Source organism: Corynebacterium sp. HMSC063A05 (assembly GCF_001809695.1).
Lineage (GTDB): Bacteria > Actinomycetota > Actinomycetes > Mycobacteriales > Mycobacteriaceae > Corynebacterium > Corynebacterium amycolatum.
Genome location: NZ_KV798490.1, coordinates 15,244 through 33,333 on the forward strand (window position 1 = coordinate 15,244; position 18,090 = coordinate 33,333).

Annotated in this window: 15 protein-coding genes; 4 read left to right on the top strand and 11 right to left on the bottom strand. The window is 61.0% G+C overall.

Going from position 1 to position 18,090, the window contains the following annotated elements:
* Positions 1-40: 40 nt before the first annotated feature.
* From HMPREF2651_RS00370 to dacB, 11 genes are all read right to left on the bottom strand, one after another.
* Entirely contained in the window at positions 41-1,291 is a 1,251-nt protein-coding gene (locus HMPREF2651_RS00370) for a DUF6779 domain-containing protein (RefSeq protein ID WP_070585946.1), read from the bottom strand.
* Entirely contained in the window at positions 1,288-1,794 is a 507-nt protein-coding gene (locus HMPREF2651_RS00375) for a DUF3180 domain-containing protein (RefSeq protein ID WP_038626653.1), read from the bottom strand. The genes HMPREF2651_RS00370 and HMPREF2651_RS00375 overlap by 4 nt, the downstream gene beginning before the upstream one ends.
* A 2-nt stretch (positions 1,795-1,796) precedes the next feature.
* Complete coding sequence (folK, locus tag HMPREF2651_RS00380) at positions 1,797-2,309, bottom strand: 2-amino-4-hydroxy-6-hydroxymethyldihydropteridine diphosphokinase (protein WP_038626655.1); 513 nt, start codon at positions 2,307-2,309, stop codon at positions 1,797-1,799.
* A complete protein-coding gene (gene folB / locus HMPREF2651_RS00385) occupies positions 2,306-2,710 on the bottom strand; it encodes a dihydroneopterin aldolase (protein WP_005510214.1) in 405 nt (134 codons plus the stop codon). Before folB ends, folK begins: the two co-directional genes overlap by 4 nt.
* Before the next feature lie 5 nt (positions 2,711-2,715).
* Complete coding sequence (gene folP / locus HMPREF2651_RS00390) at positions 2,716-3,657, bottom strand: dihydropteroate synthase (protein ID WP_038629186.1); 942 nt, start codon at positions 3,655-3,657, stop codon at positions 2,716-2,718.
* 86 nt (positions 3,658-3,743) lie between these two features.
* The gene (gene folE, locus HMPREF2651_RS00395; protein WP_049181131.1) at positions 3,744-4,319 is read right to left on the bottom strand and encodes a GTP cyclohydrolase I FolE; all 576 of its coding nucleotides are present in this window, start codon (positions 4,317-4,319) and stop codon (positions 3,744-3,746) included.
* A 9-nt stretch (positions 4,320-4,328) separates the two neighbouring features.
* On the bottom strand, positions 4,329-7,001 hold the full coding sequence (gene ftsH, locus HMPREF2651_RS00400) for an ATP-dependent zinc metalloprotease FtsH (RefSeq protein ID WP_049181130.1): 2,673 nt from the start codon (positions 6,999-7,001) through the stop codon (positions 4,329-4,331).
* Between the two features lie 269 nt (positions 7,002-7,270).
* Positions 7,271-7,855, bottom strand: coding sequence for a hypoxanthine phosphoribosyltransferase (hpt, locus tag HMPREF2651_RS00405; protein ID WP_038626661.1), 585 nt, complete (start codon positions 7,853-7,855; stop codon positions 7,271-7,273).
* Between the two features lie 122 nt (positions 7,856-7,977).
* Positions 7,978-9,063 (bottom strand): tRNA lysidine(34) synthetase TilS, encoded by a 1,086-nt coding sequence (gene tilS / locus HMPREF2651_RS00410; protein WP_371325847.1) that lies wholly within the window; start codon positions 9,061-9,063, stop codon positions 7,978-7,980.
* Positions 9,044-10,324: an amidase family protein gene (locus HMPREF2651_RS00415; RefSeq protein ID WP_049181129.1), complete on the bottom strand. Its 1,281-nt coding sequence runs from the start codon at positions 10,322-10,324 to the stop codon at positions 9,044-9,046. The genes tilS and HMPREF2651_RS00415 overlap by 20 nt, the downstream gene beginning before the upstream one ends.
* A 48-nt stretch (positions 10,325-10,372) precedes the next feature.
* Positions 10,373-11,851, bottom strand: a complete 1,479-nt coding sequence (gene dacB / locus HMPREF2651_RS00420) for a D-alanyl-D-alanine carboxypeptidase/D-alanyl-D-alanine endopeptidase (RefSeq protein ID WP_239663052.1) — start codon at positions 11,849-11,851, stop codon at positions 10,373-10,375.
* A gap of 124 nt (positions 11,852-11,975) precedes the next feature.
* Between dacB and HMPREF2651_RS00425 the strand changes: the two genes are divergently transcribed.
* The 4 genes from HMPREF2651_RS00425 to HMPREF2651_RS00440 all read left to right on the top strand — a co-directional run bounded on the left by HMPREF2651_RS00425 (position 11,976) and on the right by HMPREF2651_RS00440 (position 17,957).
* Positions 11,976-12,449 (top strand): inorganic diphosphatase, encoded by a 474-nt coding sequence (locus HMPREF2651_RS00425; protein WP_005510088.1) that lies wholly within the window; start codon positions 11,976-11,978, stop codon positions 12,447-12,449.
* Between the two features lie 153 nt (positions 12,450-12,602).
* The gene (locus HMPREF2651_RS00430; protein WP_038626665.1) at positions 12,603-12,899 is read left to right on the top strand and encodes a rhodanese-like domain-containing protein; all 297 of its coding nucleotides are present in this window, start codon (positions 12,603-12,605) and stop codon (positions 12,897-12,899) included.
* 157 nt (positions 12,900-13,056) lie between these two features.
* Positions 13,057-13,911 (top strand): MarR family winged helix-turn-helix transcriptional regulator, encoded by an 855-nt coding sequence (locus HMPREF2651_RS00435; protein WP_049181127.1) that lies wholly within the window; start codon positions 13,057-13,059, stop codon positions 13,909-13,911.
* Complete coding sequence (locus tag HMPREF2651_RS00440; RefSeq protein ID WP_038626669.1) at positions 13,908-17,957, top strand: Pls/PosA family non-ribosomal peptide synthetase; 4,050 nt, start codon at positions 13,908-13,910, stop codon at positions 17,955-17,957. Before HMPREF2651_RS00435 ends, HMPREF2651_RS00440 begins: the two co-directional genes overlap by 4 nt.
* The last annotated feature ends 133 nt before the right edge of the window (positions 17,958-18,090 follow it).

Here is an 18,090-nt window from a genome sequence, read left to right on the forward strand (position 1 = left end):
GCTATGTGCGGTGAGTAGGTCGCGCACACTCGGTAAGCGACTAGGCTTCTTCGTCCTCGCGCTGCTCCCTCTTCTTGCGCATCTGCGCCATCAGCTCGGCAACCGTCAGGCTGCCCTTGTTGTCCTCAGCACGGCGCCGACCGTGGCTTGCAGGCTCCTGTTCAGGAGCCTGAACTGGCTCTTTTGCGAGGTCCTCATCGCGAATGGTCTGCAGCTGGCGAGTCGGAGAGTCCGAGGCGGCGTCCGATTCCGGCGCAGCGAATGGGTGCCGTGCACCGTGTGCCTCGTGCGCACCGCCCTGAGAATCTTCCTCTGCGGCGTCCTCGGCCGGGGTTTCCTGCCAGTTGATGGCGCGGAAAGAGTTAGTGGAGAACTTCTCCTTGGAAACGGTTTCGTCATCCTTGGAGTCGGCGACTTCGGGGACGTCAACCGGCTGACCAGACGGCGAGAATGTACGGCGCATGTCGGTGGCCTCGGCATCTTCAACCGGCGAAGCGGAGCCAGTGCCACCGTGCTGGGTATGAGCACCGACAGTGCCGTTGGCGGTCATTTCAGCACGGTGGGAAGTCGCGCGTGGTGTCGGCCGGTCGTGGCCTGTCGGGTTCTTCATTGGCGAAGCCTGCTGCGGCGAGTCAAGCTCACGCAGACGCTCGGCCTGAGCGCGAAGAGCAACCTGCTCGTCGTCGAAATCCTCACCCATGAACTCAGCAAGCTGGGCGCGCAGTGCAAAGACCTCAGCGCGCAGCGCCGCAATGTTGTCATCGTTGTTGCCCTCAAGCGAATCCAAGTAGTTCTGCTCGAGAATCAGTTCCTGCTCACGGTGAGTGGCCAGCTCGCGGTCAAGCTCCACCTTGTGCAGCTCCTCGATTGTCTCCAACCGCTTGCGCTCCAGCGCAATAGTCTTGCGGTATCGAGTCACCAGCACAGCCCCGATAACTGCCGACCACAACGCCAGCAGCACGGCAACCTTCATCCAGCCGGCAGAGCTGGCAAAGAGCATGACGATACTGGCAATCACCGCGAGCACCAGCAGCACAACCATGAGAATGACGGCGGTTTTCTCCGTCATACCATCGGTAGAACTAAATTTCGTCACATCATTGCTCTGCTCATCTGCATATGCCGCATCAGCCCCGGAATTAGCTCCAGCGGAGTAGCTTTCGAAGGCTGAAGAAGGCGACGGGGACGGAGACTCAGCCATATCCGACGAAGTAGCTGCCGCGTCGCTCTGAAAATATGCGGCATCACCCGAGCGCTTCGGGTCATTACCGGCGTTGGAGAGGTCAGTCATAACTCCCACCCTACCGAGTTAGTTCCCATTTCCCCGCTAGGAGGCGAAGAATTTTCGCCATCAGTTGGCAATTGGCAAACTTTTTCCAGCCACAACCCCGCCGCAGCGAGCAAAATGCCAGATACTGTGCCGACAATCATGATCGGTCCATCGGCCTGTGCGGCCGCAAGTTCCGTCCACTTCGGCAAGGCCCACAGCACGCCACCGGCGTACAGTCCTCCGAGAATCGCACCCAACCACGCGGATGCCGTACCGACCACCAGCCATCGCGACAACGTTAACGGCTGCACCTGACTGCGATCCTGCCCGACCTTCGCCTCTTTCAGTACCGACTTAATCCACCGCGCTGCCGCCACACAGACTGCTGTGAGCAACCAGGGAAACCCCAGGTCCCACCAACTTCGCGGCCCGAGCGCACCGAAAAACTGTGCCAGAATCATCCATGACGCCAGCGCGAGAACCAGCGCAGATGCTGCCAACGTAATTGGTGAGGTCGGTTTCATCTCTAGGCCCCTTCTCCATCCGCGCTGTCTGCTAGGCGCACCGCGTTTACGTCTTCAAGTGCCAGCTTATCGACGAGTTCCGCGACCCGAACTCCCTCCAATTCGGCATCCGGGTCGGCATCGAGCCATGGCACCAGCACAAAGGCACGCTCGGTTGCCCACGGGTGCGGCAGGGTCAGAGTCGAATCGTCAGAAATAATCTCCTCGCCGGATTCCTTGTCGATGACCTGCACAATGTCCACGTCGAGCGCCCGCGGCCCCCAGTGAATTTCACGCACTCGACCAGCGTCATTTTCCAGTTTCCAACCAGCTTTCAGTAGCTCCATTGGTGTCCGGCGCGTGTCAACAATGAGTACGGCGTTGAGGAAGTCACCCTGCTCTACCCCACCCCAAGGCGGGGTGGCATAAATTTTTGAGGCTGCGACCAATTCATCGGCGAAGAAGTCCTGCACACCTGTTAGGTTTTCTCGCGCGCGATCCATGTTCGCGCCGATAGAAAGAACTGCGCGAATCATGCCAACCGCTTCTTCCGCGAACGGCGGGCTGTCACCGCAGCGTCATCGAAGTCGAGCGGAATGGGCGCATGTGGTTTGTGAATGGTCACTTCCACCGCATGCAACAGTGGGGACAATCCGCGTTCGGCGCGGGCGTCGTCGTCGGCAAGCACTGCTTCGGCGATCTCGGTCGCGACTGTTTCAATGAGGTTGCGAGGAGTGCCGGTCAAAATCCCGTGCGCTGTGGCTGCAATGTCGGCGTAGTTGACGGTGTCGTCCAGCTCATCGCTCGCAGCAGCACCGGAGAAATCCAGCCACAGGGTGACATCACAGATGAAGTCCTGGCCATCCCGGCGCTCGAAGTCGAGACAACCGTGGTAGCCGTGGGCTTTCAGACCTTTGAGTTCAATACGATCAGCCACTGTGTTTACGCGTCTCCTTCCAGAGTCGACTCGGCTGGTGATTCCGCAGCCGACTCGTCGTGCTGCGCAGCGCGGTTAGACCCACCTTCCGGATAGTCGCCGGCCGCTGTGTAACCGGTCAGTGAACGTCCAAGGTTCCATGCCTGCGCCACACGCACTGCGTCGAGGTTGTCGGCCACATTGTGAACTCGAACCGCCCATGCGCCCGCCGCTGCGGACAGCGCGGAAATTGCGGTAGTCGCGGCATCAGCCTGCTTTGGTGCGCGTACCTCACTGCCAACGGCGGCGACGAAACGCTTGCGGGAAGCACCGACCAACACGGGGAAACCGAGGTCAATAAGCTCCGGCAGGTCGTGGAGGAGCGCCCAATTGTCATCGGCATTTTTGGCAAAGCCCAGGCCTGGGTCGAGGACAATATTTTCCTCGACGATTCCGGCGCCCATGGCACCGTCGACAAGCTGAAGCAGGTGCTCACGGACATCGGCGACAATGCCGTCCGGGTGAGTTTCGGCGCGCCCAGAAGCGGAGCCGAAGCGATCGGTCTTCCAGTGCATCAGACAGATGGGCACATCGGCATCGGCGCAGACTGCGTACATGTTGGGGTCTGCGAGACCGCCGGAGACATCGTTGATGAATACCGCACCCTCGGCGATTGCTGCCTCTGCGACACTTGCGCGCATTGTATCGACGCTGATCAGGTGCCCGTCTGCCGCGAGCTCGCGGACCACCGGCACGACCCGGGCAATTTCCTCATCCTCGGAAACGCGGTGTGCGCCAGGGCGAGTGGACTCGCCACCGATGTCGAGAATATGTGCGCCTTCAGCGAGGAGCTCGTGCGCATGGGCAATCGCCGCGTCGAAGGTCTTGTACAGGCCGCCATCGGAAAAGCTGTCCTCGGTGACGTTGACAATGCCCATCACCTTGCAGAGCTGATTCTCGACACCCATCTCCGCCTGCTGTCCTGCCTGCGCTTGCAAGGGGGATTCAGTCACCTTGTTGTCCAGCCTTTCCAATCGACCATTTAACTGTTGCGTTAGCTCTTGCGGATCAGCGCCATTGCCTCTGCGCGCGAACGGGCATCCGTCTTGAAGCCACCGCGGACGGCTGATGTCACCGTGCGCGCACCCGGCTTACGGATACCGCGCATGGCCATGCAGAGATGCTCCGCTTCAATAACGACAATCGCCGAGGCCGGATCCAGCCGCTCCACCAAGGCATCCGCAACCTGACTGGTCAGCCGCTCCTGCACCTGCGGGCGCTTCGCATAGCCATCGACCAGACGAGCGAGTTTGGACAGGCCCGTCACACGACCGTCCTTGCCCGGAATGTAACCAATGTGGGCAACGCCAAAGAACGGCACCAAGTGATGCTCACAGGTGGAGTAAATCGGGATGTCCTTGACCAAAACGAGTTCCTGGTGATCCTCGTTGAAGGTCTTCGCCAGCACCTCAGACGGATCTTCAAACAGGCCCGCGAAAACCTCGCGGTAGGCTCGCGCCACTCGCGCCGGTGTCTCCTTCAGGCCTTCCCTGTCGGGATCCTCACCGACGGCAATCAACAGTTCACGAACCGCAGCCTCGGCTCGCTCCTGATCGAATTCGCGCTCCATGATGTGTACTTATCGCTCCTCGTTGGTGTCCGGCTTGTCCTGCCAGGCGCTGTTGTCTTCGTTTCGCTTGACGACGCTGTCTTTATCCGAATCGTGCATCTGTGCACCCTTGTCATCGGAGTTGTCGGCGTTCTTCGCGTTTTCCGAACGTTCTGTGTGTTCCGGCTGCTCGTTATCCGGCAGGCGGAATCCGCGCAGTTCCTGCTGCTGTCCCGCCGACGGCATCACCGTAGTCGGGGTGGCATCGCTACCAGAGTTTTCCTGGTGGTGACGTCCACCCTGCCTGTCCCACGGCATCTTCGGAGGGGCAGGGATATTCGCGGGGCCGTTGCCACCGTCGCTACCAATACCGGTTGCCTTCGAGCCGAAGTCCGGGGAGCCTGCCGGGTAGTTAGCAGTGCCCGGGTGCTGGCCACGCGCGTTGCCCTGGCCATCCTGCGAACCCGGCTGGCTCTGCCCCTCCGGGCGAGGAGCCGGTGCCGGTGCCGGTGCGGCAGCCGAACCGTGCGTGCTGCCGGTATCCTTCGGCGGCCAACCTGGTGCGGTCCAACCAGCCGGCGGTGGGGTGCCACCGTAAACCGGAACATTTGGTCGGTCCTGCTGAGTGCCTGGCAGACCCGGAGCACTAGCATTACCGGCACCAGCGGAGCCTGCCGCCCCCTGACCATTGCCGTTGTTGCCCGCGTCCTGGTTCTCCGGTTCGCAGCGACGCACCGGCGCGAAGATGTTGACACGCTTCGGCGGTTCCTCACCGCGCTCGATTGCCAACTCCACCGGTGTCTTCACCGGTTCGCGGCCATCGGCCGGGTGTTTGGTGTCCCTATCGAAGAAGTTCAGACGCTCACGCGGAACGACATCGGTGAAGATGACTTCCAGATCCGGACGACGTAGGGTCTCCTTCTCCAGCAGTTTCTCAGCCAGAACATCGAGAGTGTCGCGGTTTTCCTTCAAGATGGCGTAGGCCTCGTCATGAGCCTTATTGATCAGCAAACGAACCTGCTGATCAATTTTCGCCGCCACATCTGGCGAGTAGTCCAGAGAGCCGCTGCCACCGCGGCCGACGAACGGGTCGCCCTGCTCCTCCCCGTACTTCACCGGGCCGAGCTCCGGCGACATTCCGTACTCGGTCACCATGGCGCGAGCAATCTTGGTGGCCTGCTCAATATCGGCAGAAGCACCGGTAGTCGGCAGCCCGAAGACCAGCTCCTCGGCAGCGCGACCACCCATGGCGAAGACCAGACGAGCAAAAAGCTCTGGCAGGTTATACATGCCCTTGTCGTCCTCGGGGACGGTCAACGCATGGCCACCAGTGCGACCGCGAGCCAAGATGGTGACCTTGTAAACACGCTCGATGTCCTTCAGCGCCCACGCAGCCAGGGTGTGACCACCCTCGTGGTAGGCGGTGACCTTCTTCTCCTGCTCGGAGATTACCTTGGAGGTACGGCGCGGACCACCGATAACTCGGTCGACTGCCTCTTCCAGCGCATCCGCAGTAATGATATTGCCGTTGACGCGAGCGGTCAGCAGCGCAGCTTCATTCAGCACGTTCTGCAGATCAGCACCGCTCATACCGGCGGTGCGCTTGGCCAGCGACGTCAGATCCGCGTCCGGCCCCAGCGGCTTGTTCCGAGCGTGGACCTTCAGAATTGCCTCGCGGCCCTTCAGGTCTGGTGCACCCACCGGAATCTGTCGGTCAAAACGGCCCGGGCGCAGCAGCGCCGGGTCGAGAATATCCGGACGGTTGGTCGCAGCCATGATGATCACACCTTGACGATCACCAAAACCATCCATTTCCACCAGCAGCTGGTTCAGGGTTTGCTCACGCTCATCATGGCCGCCGCCCATACCGGCACCACGCTGGCGACCGACGGCGTCAATCTCGTCGATGAAGATAATGCACGGGCTGTTTTCCTTGGCCTGATTAAACAAGTCACGGACACGAGAGGCACCGACACCGACGAACATTTCGACGAAGTCCGAACCCGAGATGGCGTAGAAAGGCACTCCTGCCTCACCAGCGACGGCGCGGGCGAGCAAGGTCTTACCGGTACCGGGAGGCCCGTAGAGCAGGACACCACGCGGAATCTTGGCGCCGAGCTCCTCATAGCGAGCTGGGTGCTGCAGGAAATCCCTAATCTCGTCGAGCTCCTGGACGGCCTCATCGGCACCAGCAACATCCTCGAACGTATTGGTCGGGGTCTCCTTGTTCAGCAGCTTGGCGCGGTTGCCACCAAAGCCGAACATGCCGTTCTTGCCGCCTTGCATGCGGCTGAAGAAGTACATGATGACGAAGAAGAAGATCACCATCGGCAGCAGGAAGCCCAAGGTGGACATCAGGAAGGAATCCTGCGTGACCTTGGTATTGAACTTCTCCATGCCCTTGGCGGCAGCGACCTTGTCAAAGACCTGGTCGGTCGCACGCGCTGGATACTTGGTCATCACCTTCGTGACGTCCTCAGTACCCTCGACCTCCACGCCCTTCTTCAGGGTGAGGCGAATTCGCTGTTCGCGATCGTCAATCTGAGCTTCCGTGACATTGCTCTTATCCAATTGGGTCAGGGCAACGGACGTATCCACCTCGCGGTATTCCCGGGAATCATCCGCCAGCTGAGTAATAGCAAAGAGGATAATCAGGATGATGCCGGCAACGGTGGCAAACCGGAACACCTTTTTCTTGTCCATACAGTGGGTTCGCTTTTCGCTCTCTACATCTATTAGTTGCTTTTATTAATTGTACGCATCAACGAGTTCTTCTCGAAGACACATCAATGACACAACATGGGGCCAGGGCTCATGGCACCTGACCCCACAGTAGGCATAACGCATCGCAACCGAAAAAAGTTTCCAACTCCTACTCTTCATAGCTAGAACACAGCTAGAACAGCGTGAGGGTGCGCGCGCAATGCCCGTCGTAAAGCATCGGCACTGTGCAGTAAGTGCCGAAGATTGACCTAGTTCTGATAAACGCGCGGGTGCAGCGTGCCGACGTACGGCAGGTCGCGGTAGCGCTCGGCGTAATCCAGGCCGTAACCGATGACGAACTCGTTCGGAATATCGAAGCCAACATCCGCAACGTCCAGTTTGGTGCGCACAGCCTCCGGCTTACGCAGCAGCGTAATGACCTCCAGGGAGCGCGGATTACGGTTGCGCAGGTTCTTCATCAACCAGGACAGGGTCAGACCAGAGTCAATGATGTCCTCAACGATCACGACATCGCGTCCCTCAATATCGCGATCCAGATCCTTCAAAATACGCACCACGCCTGACGACGAGCTGGAGTTTCCGTAACTGGAAACCGCCATAAACTCCATCTGGCTGGGAATGCTGAGCTGACGGGCGAAGTCAGTCAGGAAGAACACCGCGCCCTTGAGCACTGCGACCAGAATCAGATCGCTGTCGGCATCTTTGTACTTCTCATTCACACGATGCGCCATCTCGGCAATGCGAGCATGCAGCTCCTCTTCGCCAATGAGAACTGCCTCTACCTCATCGCCGTAGGGGTTTGCGGGGACGTTGAAATCCTTCACATCATGCATCGCATTTCCTTTCCGCACTTCTATGGCGGCGTGTCGATGGAGCGTAACTGCCCCAGTGCAAGTTCAGGGTTAAGGCAACCGATAGTTCTCAGCCGCCGGAAGTTGGATTGCGGCACCTTTTCTTAAGACACCGCAGGACGATTCATTACCAATTGTAGAGTGCCATCTTTTCGCTCAACGACCAACCTGGCATTTCTGTCAGCACCATCGCGCCCGCGGGTCACCGGCACTTCCCCCTGGCCGTGATAGCGGTGCACGAGCGCCATAACCATGTCGATCTGTTTACTGCTGGGCTCGGCACCCGCTTGCCTCAACCAACGAGCGAGGACGCGCACCGCGATGGCGTCGTCAAGCTCAGCGACCCCTCGCACAGACAGGCTCCCGCTTGCCGACGTCACTTCCTCCCCCAGCAGCGCATCCAGAGCCGACTCGGCGTGAGCGTCCAAAAAGTCATTGTCGACTGCTGCAATCCCCGCAGTCTTAGCGAGATTTTCCGCAACTCCCGGACCCAGCTCCTGCTCCAGCAGCGGCAAAATCGTCTTTCGAACCCGGACACGGGCGTAATGGTCGTCCTGATTGTGTGGGTCGTGCCAGACTTTTAGGCCCAGCTCTTCACAGCAGCGCTGAGTGTCGGTGCGTCGCACACCGAGCAGCGGACGCAGAATCCGAGTCCCGTCCGACCACGTGAGATTGTCTCTGATAGCGGACAGCGCCTGCGGGCCGCCCCCTCTGGCCAGCCGCAGCAAAACTGTTTCCGCCTGGTCGTCCAACGTGTGGGCGAGCATCAGTGCCGCACCTCGAGATTGGGCAATCTGCCGTAGGACTCGGTGTCGAGCCAAACGCGCCTCGTATTCGGGACCGCGGTCGGAATCGTTATTGATATCGACCGCGATAACCTCGGCCGTAGCCCCCATCCCCCGAGCCATGGTGGCGGCACGCTCGGCGACTTCTGCAGAGCCCTGCTGAAGCTGATGATCAACGACGACGGCGTGAACGTTGCGGCCGGCCAGTGCCCCCTTGGACCCGAAAGCTTCCGCACAGGCCCCGGCGGTCAGGGCGAGCGAATCCGCACCGCCGGAAAGCCCAATGACGATACCGCTGCCCAACTCCTGCCCCACCTGCGGCACTATCGCGCGAACAGCTTGCCGAATGATGAGGAAATGAGGGCTGCGGTCCGGCCAAAAAGGTCTAGCCAACGCGCCCACCACTTGCGATGGTTTCCATCGCTGTAAGCAGAATTCGCTCCTGAGTCGGGCGCGCGATTAGCTGCACCGGCAATCCAGAAGTCGGCTCCACAACGATGCCGGCCGGGAATCCCAGGTAATTCCACGTCGAAACGTAAGGGGTGAAGCGCAGATTGGACAACAGGTTCACAATCCAGGGCATGCGATGCCATGCGCGGATCCGCGGTGGATTCTTGGCCAGAGCCGGAGTAATCAAGATGGTGTCACCCGGCAGCTCACGCTCGATGCGGGCGCCATCGCGTGCCACTTGGCGGCCATTGATTGTGAAACGCAGCAAGCGCCCAATGCCAGCGTGGACTCGGTTGCGCCACTCCAGGTGATCCGGGCACGGCTCGTCACGAAGCTGATCTGCCACCCCCGCAGTCCAGCGCGCGAGCATCGGCAGCGGGTTCAGCGGGTACGGCATGTTCTTTTCCGTGACGGCAAAGCCCTTGTCCGCGAATACTCTCGCCGCCTGTTGCGCCGCATCGACGTACTCCGGTGCAGCCTTTAACCCGAATACGGGCGCAGTGGTGTCCACGCTGACGGCGAAGTTTTCAGGCAGGGTCTTCGCCGGATCCTCCGCATCCACCATGCCATTTGTGAGGATCTTGGTAATCAGGCGCAAGTCCTCGTTGTTGACTGTGAGCACCCCTTGGACAGACATTCCGTACCAGTCATTGCCGCCCACGCGCCCCGGCATTGTTCCCGGGGTCGCCTTCAGGGTCGAAAGCCCGCAGCACGCTGCAGGGATACGCAGCGACCCCATGCCGTCGTTGCCCTGCGCAAAAGGAACCATCCCAGCGGCGACAGCCGCTGCGGATCCGCCGGAGGACCCACCCGGAGTGTGCCCCGGCAGAATCGGATTATCGACGGCCAGCCCCGGCAGCGTCGTCGTCCCCCACGTACAGAACTGCGGATTCACCGTAGTTCCCACCGCGATTGCACCGGCGCTAGTCAACTGCTGGACAAACGGGTTCTCTAGAGCAGTGTTTTCCTTCAGCGCGAATGGCACACCTGCGAGCGGCAACTCCGAGAGGTTCTCGCTGTGCTCGAGTTCCCGCGCAACCTGCAGAGCCCTATCCGCCCACACTTCACGGAAGGCATGAATCCCTCCATCCAGTCTGGCGATAGCGTCGAGACTGCGCTGCACGCTGTCGACCGGGCTTAGCTTTCCCTCGCGAACCTGCGCGGCAATCTCGTGGACGGTGGGCAAGTTCCTAATCGCGGAAGTGTAAGAGGCCATTGCGGATTCATCTCCTCAAATTATTTTCAGTGGTAAATGAATCTCAGTTTAGATATCTGCCAGGGCGCTCGCTGCCTTATCGGACGCAGCTCTTGCCGGCAACAGGCTCGCCTCGTTGGAAATCAGTGCGAACGTCAGCACCTGTCCCGACTTCGTCACCACATACCCCGCCAACGCCGAGGCTTTATTCAGCGTGCCTGTCTTCGCACGGACGATGCCCGCCCCGGACTGGCCGGCAAAGCGCGTCGCCAGAGTGCCGGACACCGCCGCCACCGGCAGGCTATCCAACAGTGGGCGCAACGACGTGCTTTCCGACGACTCCTGTGACTCCCCCAGTCCCCCCTGCTCGGCCGATTCCACCGGACCCGCGGCGGAATTGAGCACCTCGGAGAGATGCTGCGGAGAAATACGGTTATCCGTGCTCAGGCCGCTGGAGTCCGACAGCACCGCACCATCGAGAGGAAAACCGTGCTCCGCGAGAGTGTCACGCACGGCACGTGCGGCCCCCTCAAAGGTCGGCGGCAGACCGCGAGAGATAGCCACCTCACGGGCAATGGACTCGGCGAGCACGTTGTCGCTGTAGTTCATCATCTCGTGCACACGGGTAACCAGCGGGGCTGACTGCACGAGCGCGATGAGGTCTGGATCCAGAGGCAGTGACTGACCATCCTTGGCCGCATCCCTCAGACTGCCTCCGTTTTCCGCACCAAGCGCCTCGGCCAGTGCATCAGCGGCATCCACAGCCGGCGTGGCGCTGCGCTGCGATTCTTCATTCGTCGGATCGATACGACCGGCGTCCATCATCACCGACTCCACCGGTGCGATGTAGCCGTCCTCCAGCCCCGCACGCTCCCAGGTCTCGTGGAAACTCTCGGTGAATAGAGAGTTGTCGAGATAGACCTTGCCGACCCCCTCCGGAATGACCACGGAAATCTTTTTCGCCAACTCAGCGATTGAAGCCGAGTCCTGGAAGAACCCTTCCCCGTCCTTGCTTAAGGTGGGGTCGCCCCCGCCGTGCAAAACGATGTCATTAGTCCCCGTAACCCGGTAGACGCGAGTGGAAACCCGATGATCTTCACCTAAGTCCAACAGTGCGGCAGACGCGGTGAGAATCTTCATGCTGGACGCCGGCAAGGCCACCGCGGTGTCATTGATCCCCCACAGTTTCTGGCCGGTCGAAGCATCGCTGACAATTCCATGCAGCTCACCGAAAGCTGGATCAGCCGCAGCAGCGTCCATGATGGCGCTGACTTTTTGGGCCAGAGTGCCGTCGTCAAGCGAAGACTGCGCAGCCGTCACAGGAGCGGAAACATGACTGACGGCGGGCGGCGCATCGACCACAGTCTGACGATTGTTATTGACGACAACCGCTACGCCGCTGCCCGCTGCAATAACGAGAACACCGGCGATGGCACCGCCGATTTTCAGTCCGCGCGACTTCTTGGATTTGCCGGATTTTACGGAACTGGGCGATTTTGGCGTGCCCTTAGCGGCGGTTTTGGAGCTGTCAGAGTCGGTACTCCCCACGGTCACAAACACCTTCTTCCTGGAAACAAAACCTCACTTAAGGTGCACAAATAAACGGTTTTGAGCGGGTTTCGCATAAGATAGCCGTCAGAGAAGTGTACACCGATTATAAGGAGTCATCGCTGTGAGCGTTGAGGTCACTATTGAGATCCCGAAGGGTCAGCGCAACAAGTACGAAGTCGACCATGAGACCGGCAAGGTCTACCTCGACCGTTACCTGTTCACCCCAATGGCCTACCCGGCCGACTACGGCTTCATCGATGAAACCCTCGGCGAGGATGGCGACCCGTTGGACGCTCTCGTAATCCTGCCGGAGCCGGTTTTCCCGGGCGTTATTGTCAAGGCTCGTCCGCTCGGCGTTTTCAAGATGACCGACGAGGCCGGCGGCGACGACAAGCTGCTGTGCGTCCTGGATGACGTCCGCTTTGACCACTACCAGGACATCGACGATGTCTCCCAGTTCACCAAGGACGAGATTGAGCACTTCTTCGTCCACTACAAGGACCTGGAGCCGGGCAAGGAAGTTTCCGGTTCGGGCTGGGGCGACAAGGCCGAGGCTGAGCGCATCCTGGCTGAGGCTATCGAACGCCACAAGTAAGAGCCACAGTTAAGAATTGCGCTGACCAACCCCCCTTCCTGGGGTTCACCCCTTTGACGCAGTTCCTGTGATTCAGCGCTACGGCCGTCGGAGTTTTCCTCCGGCGGCCTTTGCGCTTCCGGCGATAAGGCCAGATTGCGTATAGTGCGCACTATGGAAACCGTAAACGTATCTGAAGTACCCGAAGACGCACAGATCATTGATGTCCGCTCACAGATGGAGTGGAATGACGGCCATGCCACCGGCGCCATTCACATCCCCATGGAAGAGATTCCGTCCCGCTACGGCGAGCTGGATCTGGATTCCGACATTTACCTGATGTGCCGCTCCGGTGGACGTGCCGCTCAGGTTTCTTCCTGGTTGGAGAAGAACGGTATCGACACCATCGTCATCACCGGTGGCATGATTGACTGGGAGCACTTCGGCCGCCCGATGGAGAAGGCCAACTAAATCAACTACAACTGCCCTGCCTACCTGCAGGGCAGTTTTTCATTTATTTACCCACCCCAAAGCACCGACCTTCTAACAATCCGCAGGCAAACAGGGGCATTATTAGTTGGCCATGTCCCATTATTGATGGTTCCCCAGATTGTCTAGTATGGGAAGTATGTCTGATTCATCCGTACTTTCCTCGGCAGACTCCGCCGACGCCAGCGGTGGTGTGGCAGCCGACGTAGGCGCGAAGGTGCCTGCTGTCGACGCACAGAGCGGCACCAAGGCGAAGAAGGCTCGCAAGGGGGCGAAAGCCAAAAACAAGGCCAGTGCTAAGGCCAGAACTAAGTCCAAGTGCAAGCCCGGCTCCGCAAGCGAACCCGCCGTCGCACCGGCGGCCCTGCGCAAATCCGCGTCCTGGTGTCTGGCAAAGCTCGACGCGGCTGTCCGTACCAGTGTCAACGCGGCTCTTGGCCGCACTCAGATTGAGTCGATTTCCATCCGCGGGTATTGGGTTCTGGAGGCCATCGCCGATGGCGGCGACATGGCTCAAACCGAGCTGAGCGCACTGCTCGGCATGGATCGCTCTGACATGGTTCGCCTAATCGACTCTCTGGAGTCGGCAAATCTAGTCGAGCGCACCCGGGACTCCAAAGATCGTCGCCGCCAGCTCATCGCGCTGACAGAAACGGGCAACACCACCCGCGCATCTCTGCGACGCTCACTCCGCAGAGCCGAGCGCGCCGCCGTCTCCGAATGTGCACCCGAGGTACGCGCACTGCTTGCATCGCTTGCCGACGAATCCGCTGCAAGCCACGAAAATGACACCGGTACTCCGCTTTCTGACAATGCCGGCGCGAAGAATCCTGAGACCGCTACCCCAGAGGCCACGGCCACTGAGACAGACACCAAGGGCATGGCGGAGAATAAGACGCAGGCGACGTCGTCAAGCGATGCCCAGCGTCCTAAACGGAAGAAGTCGAAGAAGAAGAAAAAGCGCAAGAAGAATAAGAAGGGGGCTCTCAAGTGACAACCACTGAAGCGAAGTTCCTACGCACTACGGAACAGCCGCTTGAGCGCACACTCATTGACATTGTCCGGGCGACCGCGCGAAGGTTCCCTGAGGCTGAGGCCATCGATGACGGCGAGGTTGTCGTCACGTATGCGGAATTGATCAACGAGATTGATTCCACAGCTACGTGGCTCTACGAACAGGGCATCCGTCGCGGCGACCGCATTGGTGTGCGGATGCCGTCGGGAAGCCGCGAGCTCTACCTGGCAATTTTGTCCATTATGGCTGCCGGTGCCGCCTACGTTCCGGTGGATGCGGACGACCCCGACGAGCGTGCCGAAATGGTCTTCGGCGAGGCCGGTATCGCCGGTTACTTCGATGCTGAAGGCCTACATTTGGCTGGCTCCACGGCACGTAATCGCCCCCGCCCGCTGGACTCCGACGCCGACTCCGACGAGGAAGAGACGGAACCGACGCCGCCAAGCGCACGCGAGATTATCTCGCAGGAGCCCACTCCTGACGATGACTGCTGGATTATTTTCACCTCTGGCTCCACCGGTAAGCCCAAGGGCGTGGCGGTCACCCACCGCAGCGCCGCCGCTTTTGTCGATGCGGAGGCCCGATGGTTCTTGGCCAACCACCCGGAAGGGCCGCTCGGCCCGGACGACCGCGTTCTCGCCGGCCTGTCCGTCGCCTTCGACGCCTCCTGTGAGGAAATGTGGCTGGCCTGGCGAAATGGTGCCTGCCTGGTGCCGGCCCCGCGTTCGCTGGTGCGCTCCGGTGTGGACCTGGGCCCATGGCTGATTTCCCGCCACATCACCGCTGTTTCCACGGTGCCGACACTGGCCGGCCTGTGGCCCGCCGAGGCACTCGACAGCGTGCGCCTGCTCATCGTCGGCGGCGAGGCCTGCCCGCAAGAGCTGGTCGAGCGACTGTCCACCCCAGAACGCGAAATGTGGAACACCTACGGCCCCACTGAGGCCACCGTCGTGGCCTCCGGCATCGAGCTGAAGCCTGGCAAGCCCGTGACCATTGGTTTTCCTCTGGACGGCTGGGACCTCACCGTTATCGACGAGGAGGGCAACCCCGTCCTACCGGGCACCAAGGGCGAGCTGGTCATTGGCGGTGTGGGACTCGCACGATACCTGGATCCGGAGAAGGACGCCGAGAAGTACGCGCCGCTGCCAGCCCTGGGCTGGGAGCGCGCGTACCGCACCGGCGACCACGTCATCATGGATGAGGACGGACTGTACTTCACCGGCCGCGTCGACGATCAGGTGAAAATCGGCGGGCGCCGTATTGAGCTCGGCGAGGTCGAGGCGCACCTGGCTGCCCTCCCTGGCGCTACTCAGGCGACTGTCGTGGTGCAGAAGACCGGTGCTGGCGACTCCATCCTGGTCGGCTACGTCGGCGCCGGTGGCGACGCCGCAGCCATGGACTACGACAAGTGCATGGACACTCTCCGCGATGCCATGCCAGCCGCGATGGTGCCACGCCTGCACATCATGGATGAGCTGCCGGTACGCACCTCCGGCAAGGTCGACAAGGCGGCGTTGCCGTGGCCACTGCCTGCGCGTGCGGGGGAGGGCGACGTCGACAAGCTGAACCCTGTGGAGAAATGGCTGTCCGATATCTGGGCGGACGTGCTGTCCGTACCTGCGCCCGGCGCGGCCTCGGACTTCTTCGCCCTGGGCGGCACGTCGCTGGCGGCGGCGAGCGTCATCGCGCGTATTCGTCAGCGCGCCCCACAGGTCGCCGTGCGCGATCTCTACGACCACCCACGCCTGGGAAACCTCGCCGAGGAACTGGTCGCTCGCGGTTTCATCAGCGACGACATGCTTGCCGACGACGCCAGCGACCCCACCGCCCACCTGGAAAAGGTGCCCGAGCCGACGCCTGTCTCCCGCAAGACCCGTTGGGCGCAGGTCGGCCTCATGGTGCCGCTGCAGTGGGCACGTGGTATGCGCTGGGTAACGTGGCTTGCGATTATCAACTGGGTTATCGGCGGGCCGCTGGCACTACCAGGCTGGTTGGTGGCTGTACTGGCCGTGTTGTTCCTGACCCCGCTGGGGGTTATGCCCATCAACGCGGCGACGACACGCCTGCTCACGCGCAACATCGCCCCGGGTGATTACCCGCGTGGCGGCTCGGTGCATCTGTGCCTATGGGCGGCTGAACGCCTGGCAGAGAGCTCCGGCGCCCACTCAGTGGCGGGCGCTCCGTTCGTGCTGTGGTATGCCCGCATGCTGGGTGCCCGCATTGGTAAGGGCGTGAATCTGCACGCGCTGCCGCCGGTGACGGGTCTGGTCAAACTGGATGATTACTGCTCGATCGAGCCGGAGGTAGACCTGTCCGGATACTGGGTCGATGGTGATGTCGTCCACGTCGGCGAGGTCACTATTGGCAAGCACGCCCGCATCGGTGCCCGTTCAACGCTGCTGCCCGGCGCGCGTATCGGCAATGACGCTCACATCGAGGCGGGTTCCACCGTCACCGGTGAAAAAAAGGTCAAGGCTGGTGCGCGCTGGTCGGGTTCCCCGGCTCGCAAGGTCGGCCGGTCCAAGCACCGCTTCCCGGAGGAAGTCCCGCCGGCGCGTCGCCACTGGGTGGCTATCTACGGTCTTACCGCTGTCTTGCTGACGCTGGTGCCGCTGTCCGCTGCGGTCGCGATGGCTGCTGTCATCGGTTGGGGCACGGGACTTATCGACGGCACCACCGAGCTAACCACCTCGAATCTCTGGCCAACGCTGGGCAGCGCCGTGCTGTGGGCTATTCCCGCCACCTTCGTCGGTGTTGCGGTGTATGCCCTGCTGACGCTGATTCTCGTGCGCCTGTTCAGCATCGGCCTGAAGCCGGGAGTGTTCCCGGTGCGTTCGCGCGTGGGTTGGCAGTCCTGGGCGACAATTCGCCTGATGGATGCTGCTCGTCACGACCTGTTCTTCATCTACGCCTCCATGCTGACTCCACTGTGGCTGCGTGCACTGGGCGCCCAGATTGGTCACGACAGCGAGGTCTCCACCGCGATTGGTATTCCGAAGTTCTTGCACGTCAAGGACGAGTCCTTCTTGGCTGACGACACCATGGTCGGCAGCTACGAGCTCGGCGGCGGTTGGCTGCTGGTAGGCGACTCCCGCATCGGCAAGCGCGCCTTCCTGGGCAACTCCGGCATCACGCTTCCGGAACGCAAGCTGGCGAAGAACTCGCTGGTGGCCGTGCTGTCCTCTACTCCGAAGAAGACCAAGTCCGGTTCCAACTGGTGGGGTTCGCCACCAGAGCGCATGCGCCGTGTGGGAACCGTCTCCAGTGATGAGTCGGCGCAGACCTACCGTCCGACTACGGGGTTGAAGGTCGCCCGCAGCATTGTGGAGACGCTGCGTGTCCTGGCGCCGATGGTCTCTCTCATGCTGGCGACGATCACGCTGTTTAGCCTGCAGGGAATTGGTATGTTCACCGCGGAGCTGGTCACTGCAGGTGGCGTTGGCGCTGCCCTGCTCGGCCTGGTGGTCGCGTGGCTGCTCTCCCCTGCCGTGCTACTGATTATTGGTGCGCTGGGGCTGCTCATCACGGTCGTGGCCAAGTGGGTGTGCGTCGGCAAGCACAAGCCCGGTGACCACCCGCTGTGGAGTAAGTTCGTCTGGCTCAATGAGCTGCAGGATACGTTCGTCGAAATGGTCGCCGCGCCGTGGTATCTGAACCCGGCGATGGCCACCGGCGGTATCGCACGCGCGATGCGGCTGCTCGGCGCGAACGTTGGCCACGGCGTGTGGCTGGAGACGTACTGGCTGCCCGAGACCGACCTGATCACGATCGAGCGAGGTGCTTCTGTCGGCCGCGGTTGTGTCGTTCAGACGCACCTGTTCACCGACCGCGTGATGACGCTCGACACCGTCCACATCGGACACGGATCCGTGCTCGGACCGCACTCGGTCGCACTGCCGGCATCTGTGCTTGACGACGGCTGCCGCGTCGAACCCGGTTCTCTCGTTATGCGCGGTGACCACGTTCCTGCGCATACCTCCTGGCGAGGTAACCCGATTGAGCCGGTAGTGGCAAAGAAGAAGTAGCCCGGCTTGTGTAGGGCTTTGTAGGAGCTTTGTTGGGGCCTTGTTGGGGCCTTGTTGGCACAACGGGCTGCAAATGTGAAACTATGCAAGCTTATAGCACTTTCAAGCCATTTTTCGGGCAATTTTTGCTATA